This is a genomic window from Bacillus sp. KS1 (genome assembly GCF_020075515.1).
Classification (GTDB): Bacteria; Bacillota; Bacilli; order Bacillales; family Bacillaceae; genus Bacillus; species Bacillus velezensis.
Genome location: NZ_JACAWW010000013.1, coordinates 60,937 through 73,627 on the forward strand (window position 1 = coordinate 60,937; position 12,691 = coordinate 73,627).

9 protein-coding genes are annotated in these 12,691 nt (G+C 45.6%); 2 read left to right on the plus strand and 7 right to left on the minus strand.

All coding sequences use genetic code 11. The features are described 5' to 3' along the window. Positions 1–161 precede the first annotated feature (161 nt). Positions 162–1,037, minus strand: coding sequence for an ABC transporter permease (locus HWY38_RS06235; RefSeq protein ID WP_007609910.1), 876 nt, complete (start codon positions 1,035–1,037; stop codon positions 162–164). Beyond that, positions 1,038–1,991, minus strand: coding sequence for an ATP-binding cassette domain-containing protein (locus HWY38_RS06240; protein WP_224181462.1), 954 nt, complete (start codon positions 1,989–1,991; stop codon positions 1,038–1,040). A gap of 352 nt (positions 1,992–2,343) precedes the next feature. On the opposite strand from HWY38_RS06240, the gene HWY38_RS06245 reads away from it, so the two are divergent. Beyond that, positions 2,344–2,811: a hypothetical protein gene (locus HWY38_RS06245; RefSeq protein WP_224181463.1), complete on the plus strand. Its 468-nt coding sequence runs from the start codon at positions 2,344–2,346 to the stop codon at positions 2,809–2,811. Between the two features lie 189 nt (positions 2,812–3,000). Here the strand turns inward: HWY38_RS06245 and rlmD are convergent, their stop codons facing one another. The 3 genes from rlmD to HWY38_RS06260 form a co-directional block, all read right to left on the minus strand. Then, positions 3,001–4,386, minus strand: a complete 1,386-nt coding sequence (rlmD, locus tag HWY38_RS06250; RefSeq protein ID WP_224181464.1) for a 23S rRNA (uracil(1939)-C(5))-methyltransferase RlmD — start codon at positions 4,384–4,386, stop codon at positions 3,001–3,003. 147 nt (positions 4,387–4,533) lie between these two features. Then, positions 4,534–5,445 carry a diacylglycerol kinase gene (locus HWY38_RS06255; protein ID WP_007609891.1) on the minus strand — a complete coding sequence of 304 codons (912 nt, stop codon included), beginning with the start codon at positions 5,443–5,445 and terminating at the stop codon, positions 4,534–4,536. A gap of 152 nt (positions 5,446–5,597) precedes the next feature. Further along, positions 5,598–8,741, minus strand: coding sequence for an efflux RND transporter permease subunit (locus HWY38_RS06260; RefSeq protein ID WP_032872515.1), 3,144 nt, complete (start codon positions 8,739–8,741; stop codon positions 5,598–5,600). A gap of 128 nt (positions 8,742–8,869) precedes the next feature. Here HWY38_RS06260 and HWY38_RS06265 point away from each other — a divergent pair, with 128 nt between their 5' ends. Then, entirely contained in the window at positions 8,870–9,718 is an 849-nt protein-coding gene (locus tag HWY38_RS06265; RefSeq protein WP_224181465.1) for a TetR/AcrR family transcriptional regulator, read from the plus strand. Between the two features lie 63 nt (positions 9,719–9,781). Here HWY38_RS06265 and gatB read toward each other — a convergent pair whose 3' ends face one another. After that, positions 9,782–11,212, minus strand: coding sequence for an Asp-tRNA(Asn)/Glu-tRNA(Gln) amidotransferase subunit GatB (gene gatB / locus HWY38_RS06270; RefSeq protein WP_003155730.1), 1,431 nt, complete (start codon positions 11,210–11,212; stop codon positions 9,782–9,784). A 13-nt stretch (positions 11,213–11,225) separates the two neighbouring features. Continuing rightward, the gene (gene gatA / locus HWY38_RS06275) at positions 11,226–12,683 is read right to left on the minus strand and encodes an Asp-tRNA(Asn)/Glu-tRNA(Gln) amidotransferase subunit GatA (RefSeq protein WP_007609878.1); all 1,458 of its coding nucleotides are present in this window, start codon (positions 12,681–12,683) and stop codon (positions 11,226–11,228) included. Positions 12,684–12,691: the final 8 nt, after the last annotated feature.

Consider the following 12,691-nt stretch of genomic DNA (forward strand, 5'->3'; position numbering starts at 1 on the left):
AAATGAAAAGCTGACAATCAGGATATCTTGACTAATGTACACAAAGATAGGATTTGAACAAGCAAAAATAAGGGCATGCTCCCAGAAGACTAAACTAAAAAACAGGCAGCATCCAGTAAACGGATGCTGCCTGTTACATCGTTATGTATCGTCTGAAGAGGTCATTTATTTTGTTTTTTAAATATGAAAATAGATATGACGGTAAATATGATGGCTGTAATAACAATGATCCACAAGCTTGCTGCCGTACTGATAAAATGGCCGTTTAACTTGTAGACGATCCCGTAATGCTTTTCATATTCCTGTATTTGGTCCGCAGAGGCATGTTTAAATACTTTATCAACTGAGTCTGTCATAAACGCTTTTCTGAACAGAACGGCGGTGTGGCTGATAGGGAAGTACATAATAATCTTTTGCACAAACACCGGTACGCCGCCGATCGGCACATATACTCCGCATAAAAAACCGATGGCTGTTCCGACAATCGTACTTAACGTCGAAAATGCATTTTGTGTGTGAATAAACAGCGTTAAAAATAAATTTATGGAACTTGACAGTGCAACTGAAAGAATAATGATCCCCAATACTTCAAGTATATCTGTTCCGCTTAAAAGCTTGCTGCCTGTTGAAACGAGAAAAATTTCACAGCCTAAAAAGGCGATGAAAGAAAAGATCAAGCCGATGACAAATGAATGAATGACATAGCTCAATTGGATGGTCGCCCTTGATAAAGGAGCTGTTAAAAAGTCATACGTTCTCTTGCTTTCTTTATCTTTCACCATAATTCCGAAAGCGCCTAAAGTCGTTGTCACAGCTGTAATGGACAGCAATCCCGCCACCATCCATTCGTTCACCATTGCTTTGGAATCATCTGTCGAACCGACCAAGGCCTTAATGGCGTCCAGCTGTGTCTGCTGTAAGAACACGGCATATAACAGAATGACGATAAATACTGACAGCAAAGAAAGAAGCAAAAGCGTTCGATCACGGAAGTATATTTTTATATTTCTGCTGATTAAACTGGATAAAGACTTCATTTATGCAATGCTCCCCTTTACTGGCAAACTGCTTCCTTGTTCTTCGATAATGTGGATAAACACATCATCCATATTCCCTTTAATCACCTCGAAAGATTCAATTTTTCCTTCAAGACCTTTCAAAATGTCAAACGCTTGGAGAGTGGACTCTACACGAAGAGAATAAATAGAGTTTTTAACCGTAAAATCCAGTTGTTTATTTTCAAACCATGCAGTCGGATCAACGCCTTGCTTAAACATCATATGCAGACTGTCAAACGCATATTGATCTTTCAGCTGACTCGGTGTACCCTCTGCGATCAGACGTCCTTCTTTGATGACCACAACGTTATCAGCCACAGCGGCCTCCTCCATGTAATGGGTCGTTAAAAAGATCGTCATGTTTGTTTCTTCCTGCAGCCTTTTAATCGCATTCCAAACAAAAACTCTCGTTTGCGGATCAAGACCTGTAGTAGGCTCATCTAAAAATAATATAGTCGGTTTATGGATGATGGCACGGGCAATATCCGCTCTTCTTCTTTGTCCGCCTGACAAATGGCTGTATTTTTTCTCCTTAATATCATCCAATTTTAAATAGTCTGTTACAAACTGATAGTTCTCTTGCACTTGTGCCTTGCTTAAATGATAATATTGTCCGCGGTTCATAATATTTTCATAAACGGTCAATCGTTCATCCAAAATGCTCTCTTGGAAAACAACTCCGATCTTTTTGCGGATATGATTATTCTCTCTTCCCTCACCAAGCGTATAACCGTCTATTACCACTTTTCCGGATGTCTTTTTAATCAGCGTACAGAGAATATCGATAGTGGTCGATTTCCCTGCACCGTTCGTTCCCAAAAATGCAAACAGCTCGCCGCGTTTGACAGAAAAGGATACCCCTTTCACTGCTTCAAATGATCCATATTTTTTACGGAGATCCGTTACTGTAATAATGTCTTGTTCTTCTCCCATTCTGTTCACCTCGAAAAGTAAGATTCTATACCGTTGTTCACTAACTTTATATCGTCATTCCCGCCAGGATTTTCCTCATTTTTACCCAACTTTATTATCTTTTTATAAATAATTATCTTGATTATAACGATATAATTTATTATTTTCGCGTTTTGTTATTGGGTTTAGGATCGGTGGATTTTCTATACATGGGGATCACTATTGATTTTGCATGAAATTTATACAAGCTGTAATCAATAAACCTTTTATCATAAAAAGGGTTTTTATTGGTTAAGAATCTCTAATACTATTTAAAATTCTTGTTTGTAACCGCAATACATATTATCTTAGAATATTCAGAAAGGAGAACGTAATGGAAACATGCCCTTATTGTGCAACTTCAATTCAAAAGGATAATCAGTATTACTGTAGTTTTTGCTTAATGTACATACATAATGTTCAGAGAGGTGGCAAACGTGAAATCATAGAATATCGTGAGCATACTTCTGAATTAGATTTGGATAAGTCTACACCAGAAATAATGACTCTGCCAACAATTGAATTATTTCATTTACTGCGGCTCTCAAGAAAAATACGCAAACAGAAGTATGATCAGCTATATAAATCTCGACTTGAATCAGAAAAGGGAAATGAATCAGAAAGTGTTCAAATCGCAACGGATAGTTACCAATATTACACAAAGAAAATGTATATCATAGAGAATATATTAAATAAACGTCTGGGTTACATTCCAGATAGGATAGATAATGTATTTCTTAAGAGTTATTTAGAAAAAGTAATGATTAGTAAGGAGAAAAAACAAGATATGAAAGTGTATTAAAAAAGCTGCCCCTCTAGAGTGAATATTAATAAAGGGTTCCTAAAAAGGTACCCTTTATTACATAAAGAGATGTATAGAAAGCTATATTATAGTCGTTAACCAAACATCTTCTGGCACTCCTCTCATGTCACGAGTTCGTCCTGAATGCAAAAAAAATGCGGATTAAAAAAAGGCAACCATCCCTAAGGGCTAGTTACCTTCTCTTAATTCCAGCACAGCCACACACTCCACATGATTCGTATGCGGGAACATATCCACCGGCTGCACTTCGAGCGTCTGATACCCGACATCCTCAAGCACCCGCAGGTCTCTTGCAAGCGTTCCTGGATTGCAGGACACGTACACCACCCGCTTCGGTTTCATCTCGATGATTGTCCGCAGGAGGGCTTCGTCGCAGCCTTTTCTTGGCGGGTCGACGACGAGGGTATCGGCCGTGATGCCTTCTTCGTACCACTTCGGAATGACGGTTTCCGCTTCTCCGACTGCGAATTCCGCGTTTGTGATGCCATTCAGCTCAGCGTTGCGTTTCGCATCCTCGATGGCTTCCGGCACGATTTCAACGCCGTATACTTTCTTCGCCTGCTTCGCTAAGAAGAGAGAAATGGTTCCGATGCCGCAGTAGGCGTCGATGACGGTTTCTTCCCCTTGCAGCTCCGCGTACTCAAGCGCTTTGTCGTAGAGCACTTTTGTCTGTTCCGGGTTGACCTGATAGAACGATCTGGCGGAGATGGCGAATTTGACGTCTCCGATGAGGTCGTAGATGTATTCTTCGCCCCAGATGACGTTTGTTTCGTTCCCAAAGATCACGTTTGTTTTGTTTGGGTTGATGTTCTGCACGATGGATTTCACGTGCGGGAATTGCGCCGTAATGTCTTCGATGATCTTCGCTTTGTGCGGGAAATCGCTTGTTCTTGTGATGAAGACGATCATCATTTCGCCCGTGACGACGCCGTATCTGACCATAATGTGACGGAGCCAGCCTTTGTGGCGTTCTTCGTTGTAGGCTTTGACGCCGTATGATGCGCAAATGTCTTTGACGGCTTGGACGGCTTCGTCGTTTTTGGATTGCTGGATCAGGCAAGCGCTCATGTCGATGATGTCATGGCTTCTTTGCTGATAAAATCCGGCGACGAGTCCGCCTTCTCTTTCACCGACAGGCACCTGTGCTTTGTTTCTGTAGTTCCACGGGTCTTCCATGCCGAGCGTCGGGTGCACGGTGACATTGGACAGATCCAGCTTGCCGATCCGTTCTAAGACGTCTTTGACTTGTTTCTGTTTAAACAAGAGCTGGCCTTCATAGGTCATGTGCTGAAGCTGGCAGCCTCCGCATTGCTTGTAGATCGGACACGGGGCATCCGTTCTGTGCGGGCTTTCTTCTTTCAGTTCAATCAAGCGGCCGAAAGCGAAGCCTTTTTTGACGCGTGTCACTTTGATTTGCGCTTTTTCCTCAGGCAGGGCGTTCGGCACGAAGATCGGGAAGCCCTGAACCTTTGCGACGCCCGCTCCTTCGTGCGTCAAATCCTCAAATGTCACATCATAGTATTCATTTTTTTCTATCGGGGGTTTCATTTTCATCTATAATCACCTCTAGTTTTACCAATAGCCTTGTTTCAGCGTGCTGGCAAACCTTCAAATTCAATGTCAGCCTTCAAAGGTTTCCGATCACGCTGAAAAGATGACAAAATCCTAAAACGAATACTGTTTTAGGATTTTGTCCGCGTATTAGTCATCCAGCTGTTCCGCTTTCTCCTTCGGCATGATGACGTGAATATGCCGGTACAGATTCACGAATTCACCAGGCAGCATGCCGCCGTATTCGCCGTCCAGGTTCAGCTGCATCTTTTCTGATACATTGACTTTCACACGGTTCGCTTTTGTGTAAATAATGTGCTGATCGTTAATATGATCGCCTCTGAGCGCCATGCTCGCGACTCTGATAAACTCCGCGAGATTGGCTTTTTTCAAAATAATCAAATCAAACATGCCGTCATTCAGGCTGGAATCAGGGGCCAGCTTCTCGAATCCGCCGACCGAGTTGGTCAGCGTCACTAAAAACAGCATAATTTCGCCTTGAAACAGCTTGCCGTCATATTCAATCTCGACTTCTGTCGGTCGAAGTGAAGGCAGCATTTCCATTCCCTTTAAATAATAAGCAAGCTGGCCAAGCATCGTTTTCAGTTTACTCGGCACATCATACGTCAGCTCCGTCAGACGGCCTCCGCCAGCGATGTTGATAAAGTACTGACCGTTCACCTGGCCGATGTCGATCGGGCGGGCCACGCCGTTAATGACGGTATCAGCGGCATTCAGTATATTCTCTCTCGGAATGCCCAGCGCTCTGGCGAAGTCATTTGTCGTGCCGACCGGAATGATGCCGAGTGTCGGGCGTTTGTCTAACGGCGCAAGACCGTTGACGACTTCATTAATCGTTCCGTCTCCGCCGGCAGCGATAATCAGGTCAAACTCCCGCAAAGCGGCTTCTGTTGCGGCGTGGGTGGCATCCCCCGCGCATGTGGTGGCATGGGTGGAGGTTTCATAACCGGCTTGTTCAAATTTTTGCAGGACCTGGGCAAGATTTTTCTTAAAAAGCTCCCGTCCTGAAGTCGGATTGTATATTATGCGTGCACGTTTCATTATCTCATCATCCTACTTAAGAGTATCCGATCCATTATTAACACTAACAACCTTTAATTATACTATGACTTGAGAAAATCGCAACAATATGTACAGGAATTGCCAGAAGAAAAAAGGCCTTAGCTCCGTTTAAGGAGCCAAGGCCCGCTGTCTTACTCTTCTTCCATTCCAGGTTTTTTCTTACGGAATTTCGCCAATACTTCATATACGATCGGCACAATCAGAAGGGTAAGCAGAGTCGAACTGATTAAACCGCCGATAACGGTGACACCGAGTCCTTTAGAAATGACCTGGCTGCCGCCTTCGAAGCCCAATGCCAATGGAAGCAGGGCGCCGATTGTCGCGATCGCCGTCATCAGAATCGGACGCAATCTCGTAGAGCCGGCTTCCAGGAGCGCTTCTCTCGTCGATAAGCCTTCCGCTTCTTTATGGATGACGCGGTCAATTAAGACAATCGCGTTTGTGACGACGATTCCGATCAGCATCAGCATACCGATCATGGCATTCAGACTGATCGTCTCTCCGGATACATACAGGCCGGCTAATGCGCCGATGACTGTAAACGGAAGCGAGAACAGAATCGCAAACGGTGCTAATGCTCCGCCGAACGTGATCACAAGAACGAGGTATACGATGGCGATTGCGGCAAGCATCGCTAACCCGAGTTTCGTAAAGGAATCAGCAATATCCGCTGATACACCGCCGGTATCAATGGATACATTGTCCGGCTTATCCAGTTTGTCAACTTTCTTTTGAACGGCTGATGACACCTTCGTGACGTTGTCAGAAGTGACGGTTGCCGTTACGTCAGCGTACACTTTGCCGTCGCGTTTGGAAATGGTATCGGATGTCGTGCCGTTTTTCACTTTCGCCACATCGCCGATTTTAACTTCTTGGCCTGCAGGCGATGTGATGGTTTTATCCTCTAATTCTTTTACACTCTTATACTGGTCTTTTTCTGTTTTGATGTTGACGTCAAGCTCTTTGCCGTCTTTTTTCACCGTTGTCAAAGGAGACTGTGACGTTTGGGACATCAGGGCTTGGGAGATTTGCGAAGCCGTCAGGCCCTGCTTGCTGAGTTTCTCCTGGTCAGCGGTGAACGTGTACTCATCATATGTGCTGGAAAGGCCTGAGTTGATGTCTTTCAGATCCTTCTGCTTTTTCATGATGCCTTCGATGTCTTTGACCGTGCCTTTAATATCAGACTCTGAATCTCCGTACACATAGTACGTTAATTCGTTATTGTTGCCTGACGAACTGAAATTTTGGGATTTCCATTCGCCGCGGCTGGATGTTTTTTTGATTTCTTTTAAGACATTGTCTTTTTCTTTGTCAAAATCAGGCGTGTCATCCTCGTATTTCACGTAGAACAATGCGCCGTTTGAGCTTCCGCCGAGCGGACTTTGCGAACCTAAAGAATACTGAACGGTATCGACATGTTTGCGTTTAAGCAGCATATCTTCCGCTTTTTGCGCAGCTTTTTCAGCTTCGCTTTTCGTTTCGCCCGGTTCAGGCGTATATGTGAGCTGCATCGTTTTGTCCGCTTGCGCAGGCAGGTAGCTCGCGCCGATCAGAGGTACGAGGAACAAACTGCCGACAAGCATCAGAACCGCGATGATAGATGTAATCCATTTATGTCTTAATGACCAATTCAGCACTTTTTTATAGAAATTGGCCAATCTGCCCGGCTTATGCTCTTTCGCTTTAACAGGCGCGCCTGTTAGCGATTTTTTGAATAAGCTGTGCGCAAGCATCGGCACCAGTGTGATCGAAATCAACAGCGATGCGGCAAGCGCGAAGACGATTGTTAATGCAAACGGCATAAACAGTTCGCCGATCTGTCCGCCGACCATGGCAAGCGGCAGGAATACGGCAATGGTTACGATCGTTGATGACATGATCGGTTTAAACATTTCTTTCGTCGCTTCACGCACCAATTGCTTCCCGCGTAAAGGTTCATCTTTCAGCCTCATGCGGCGGTAAATGTTTTCGATCACGACAATCGAGTCGTCGACTACCCGTCCGATGGCGACCGTCATCGCACCGAGCGTCATTATGTTCAATGTGACATCAAGCTGATTCAGCACAAGAAGCGCAATCAGCAGTGACAGCGGGATAGAAATGATAGAAATCATCGTTGATTTAATATCTCTTAAGAATAAGAGAATGATCACGACCGCAAAGATCGCGCCGAAAATCGCTTTGCTTAACATCGTATCCACCGACTCTGTAATCGGCTCTGCCATATCAAGAGTCGAGCTGTACTTGAACCCTTTGTGGTCTTTTTTGTATTGATTCAGTTCATCTTTAATCGCATCGGCCACTTCTACCGTGTTGGCGTCATTGGCTTTTACGATATTAATTCCGATGCTGTCCTTTCCGTTCGTGCGGGAAATGGATTCAGCTTTTTTCACATCTTTAATGTCGGCAATGTCAGAAAGCTTGACTGTCGGCACTCCTGCTGCCGCGCTTTGCTGTGCCTGCTGCATAGCCTGAGCGTCCGCCGCAGATGCCGCACCGGCTCCGCCCGCTTGACCTTGAGCGGCAGAAGAAGATGTGACCGGAATTCTCATATCTTTCAGATCTTTAATTGACGTAATATTTCCGTTAACGACAACTGATTTTTCTTTGTTGCCGAACGTGTACAATCCAAGCGGCGTATTGACGTCAGAGCCTTGGATCACTTTCTTGACGGTATCTTCATCAAGTCCGTACTCTTTCATTTTTTTGTCTTTGAAAGAGAATTCCACCTGCTCCTCCTGCTGTCCGGAAACTTGCACAGACGCAACGCCCTGAATGCCTTCAAGCTTAGGAACGAGAGTGTTTTCCACATTTTTGGTCAGGTCTTCAAGCGAGCTTTTGCCGCTTGTCACACTGAGCGTCAAAATCGGGAAAGAGTTGAGGCTGTAACGGGAAATGTCAGGTTTTTTCGCGTCGTCAGGAAGGCTGACGCTGTCCAGCGCTTCAGCGACTTCGGTTTTCGCCTTGTCCATATCCTTGCTGTAATCATATTCAATCATAACCGATGAGACGTTTTCAGAGGATGTGGACGTTACGACGCTCACTCCTTCTAAATTCTGGACCGCCTGCTCGATCGGTTTTGTCACGTCATCCGCAACTTGACTCGGAGCAGCTCCGGGATAAGTCGTATTTACTGAAAGGTAAGGCATGTTGACGTCCGGTATGGATTCCTGCTTCATATTCATACCGGCATACAGCCCTGCTACAGTAACGATAATCGTCATCAGCCAAACTGCGAATTTGTTCTTCAGTACAAAGTTAATAATGTGGTTCATCATGTCCTCCGTTAATTTTTATTGACTGACTGGTCATTCTATATAATACTAAACGGTATAACTCAACATCGTCAACTAATAAGGCAGTAAATTTTTCTAAATTTTTCAGGATTAAGGGGAAGCACGTCATGAACGAAAAAAAAGAGAAAATCATAAAAACAGGCATCCATTTATTTGCCAAAAAAGGGTTTTCTTCAACAACCATTCAGGAAATCGCCGGTGAATGCGGAATTTCAAAAGGAGCCTTCTATCTCCATTTCAAATCAAAAGAAGACCTTTTGCTGTCAGCATGTGAGTATTACATCGGCATGTCTATGGAAGAAATAAAGAAAATCAAAACAGAACATCAGCATAAACCGCCTAAGGACGTATTCCGAAAACAAATCGCTTATCAATTCCAGGAATTTATGGAGCACAAGGACTTTATCATTCTCTTGCTGAGCGAAAAGGTCATTCCTGAAAATCAAAAGGTCAAACAGTATTTTCATGAGGCCAATATTCAATTTAACATGCTGTATCGGGATGCGTTGCTCTCCGTTTACGGAGATGCCGTCTCACCGTTTTTAGCGGATGCGTCCGTTATGGCGCAAGGAATTGTGAGCTCCTATATTCATTTCTTGATTTTTAATGAACATACGGCATTCCGGACGAAAAACGTGGCGGCCTTTCTGATTGCCAGAATCGATGATCTGATTACGGGACTGATAAAAGACAACCCCGATCCGCTGCTGCCTGAGGATATCTTCACTCAGCCCGCGGCGGACAGAGAAAGACTGCTTGCGGATATTCAAAAGATAAAAGCACAGCAGGGACTGCCTGAGGACGTCCTCGTATCGCTTGAAGTCATTGAAGAGGAATGCGCAAAGGAAGAGCCGCGAAAACCGATTATTAAAGGAATGCTGTCCAACTTGGCAGGCAGCGGAACTGAACAGATTGAAACGCTGCGGGCTTCCATTGAAACCTATTTCAGCTTATAAAAAAAAGAGACCGGCGCTTACCGGTCTCCGTGTCAGCAGCGCCCTTAGAGGCGGCTGCTTTTTTTATCGTTTTTTGATTTCTTCAAGTAAGATCTTGTTGACCATCGGCGGGTTGGCCTGTCCTTTTGAGGCTTTCATAATCTGCCCGACAAGGAAGCCGATCGCGCGGTCTTTTCCGTTTTTGAAGTCTTCAATTGACTGCGGGTTGCTGTCAAGCGCATCTGTTACCAGCTTCAGAAGCACGCTTTCGTCAGAAATCTGCACGAGGCCTTTTTCTTTGACGATTTTTTCTGCGTCGCCGCCTTTTTCAATTAATTCTTTAAAGACTTTCTTCGCGATTTTGGACGAGATGGTTCCTTTTTCAATCAGCTTAATCATGCCGGCAAGGCCTTCAGGAGTCAGGGCGACATCCTCAAGCTCTTTTTGTTCGGCGTTCAGGTAAGCTGAGACTTCACCCATCAGCCAGTTTGATGCCTGCTTGGCTTCTGCGCCTTTATTGACCGTTTCTTCGAAGAAATCAGCCATTTCTTTCGTCAGCGTCAGAACCATTGCGTCATAAGCAGGCAGACCGAGCTCTTCGATATAACGCTTGCGGCGCTCGTCCGGAAGCTCAGGAATGGTTGCTCTTACGCGTTCTTTCCATTCGTCATCAATGTAGAGCTCGACAAGGTCAGGCTCAGGGAAATAACGATAGTCGTCAGAACCTTCTTTGACACGCATCAAAATGGTTTTTTTCGTCGCTTCATCATAGCGGCGCGTCTCCTGCTGAATGACTCCGCCTGACAGAAGCACCTGCTCTTGGCGTTTTTCTTCATGCTCAAGTCCTTTTTGCACGAACGCGAAGGAGTTCAGGTTCTTCAGCTCCGTTTTTGTGCCGAATTTCTCCTGGCCGATCGGACGGAGGGAAATGTTGGCGTCACAGCGCAGTGAACCTTCTTCCATTTTACAGTCGGAAACGCCTGTGTATTGGATAATTGATTTCAGCTTTTCGAGATATGCGTAAGCTTCCTCCGGTGTGCGGATATCCGGCTCAGATACAATCTCGACAAGCGGCGTGCCCTGGCGGTTGAAGTCAACGAGGGAATAGCCGTCGCCCGTATGCGTCAGTTTTCCCGCATCTTCTTCAAGGTGAAGACGGGTAATGCCGATTTTTTTCGTTTTTCCGCCGACTTCGATTTCGATCCATCCGTTTTCGCCGATCGGCTTGTCAAATTGAGAAATTTGATATGCCTTCGGGTTGTCCGGGTAGAAATAGTTTTTCCGGTCAAACTTCGTATCCGTTGCGATTTCACAGTTCAAAGCCATTGCGGCTTTCATCGCGAATTCGACCGCTTCTTTGTTCAAAACGGGCAGCACGCCGGGATAGCCGAGGTCGATGACGCTCGTTTGGGTATTCGCTTCCGCGCCGAATGGCGTCGGTGAGCTTGAGAAAATTTTAGATTTTGTTTTTAATTCCACATGGACTTCAAGTCCGATTACCGTTTCAAAGTTCACTTCATTTCACCCCTTACAGTTCAGGTTTCGCTTTATGATGATCTGTTGCCTGCTCAAAAGCATGAGCGACACGGTATACAGTGCCTTCATCGAAGTGTTTTCCGATGATTTGCAGTCCGAGCGGCAGTCCGTCCGCAAATCCGCACGGCACGCTGATTCCCGGCACACCCGCGAGGTTGACAGGGATCGTTAAAATATCGTTGGCGTACATTGTGAGCGGATCGCTGGTTTTTTCGCCGATTTTGAATGCCGGCGTCGGCGTTGTCGGTCCGACGATGACATCGTATTTCTCAAATACGTCTTCAAAATCTTTCTTAATAAGCGTGCGCACTTTTTGCGCTTTTTTGTAATACGCGTCATAGTAGCCGGAGCTGAGCGCGAAGGTGCCGAGCATGATGCGGCGCTTCACTTCATTGCCGAATCCTTCAGAGCGTGTCTGTTTATAAAGGTCGATCAGGTTGTCCGCATTGTCTGAGCGGTAGCCGTAGCGGATGCCGTCAAAGCGCGCAAGGTTTGCAGACGCTTCGGAAGAAGACAGCAGATAATACGTCGCAAGCGCGTATTTGCTGTGCGGCAGAGATACTTCTTCCCATGTCGCTCCGAGGTCTTCAAGCACTTTTAAAGCGGCTAAAACCGATTCTTTCGCTTCTTTGCCGACGCCTTCTCCGAGATATTCTTTCGGTACGGCGATTTTTAAGCCTTTAATATCGCCAGTTAATGAAGAAAGAAAGTCCGGCACTTCGACATTGGCGCTCGTAGAGTCCATTTTGTCCGGGCCTGAAATCGCCTGAAGCAGGAATGCGTTATCTTCTACGTTTCTTGTGATCGGTCCGATCTGGTCTAATGAAGACGCAAAAGCGACCAAACCGTAACGTGACACGCGTCCGTATGTAGGCTTTAATCCGACGACGCCGCAGAAAGAAGCCGGCTGGCGGATGGAGCCGCCCGTATCAGATCCGAGTGAAAACGGCACTTCGCCCGCGGCAACCGCAGCTGCGGAACCGCCGCTTGATCCGCCGGGAACCGTATCGAGATTCCAAGGGTTTTTCGTCGCTTTGTACGCGGAGTTTTCAGTAGAAGAACCCATCGCGAACTCATCCATATTCAGCTTTCCGATCGTGACGGCTTCAGCAGCTTGAAGGCGCTCCACGACCGTCGCATCGTAAATCGGATCGAAGTTTTCGAGGATTTTGCTTGAGCATGTTGTGCGAAGCCCTTTGGTCACGATGTTGTCTTTGACGCCGATCGGCATTCCGAAGAGAAGACCGTGTTCAGACCGTCCGTCAACCGCTTCGTCAAGTTCTTTCGCGTAAGCGCGGGCTCTTTCTTCATCAAGCTGTAAAAACGCCTGCACCTTATCATCCACGGATGCGATCCGTTTGTAAGATTCATCGACAAGATCGGAAATCTTGATTTCTTTTTTATGTATCATTTGTTTCAGTTCTGTGATTTTGTGATCAAATAATGACATACTGTCTC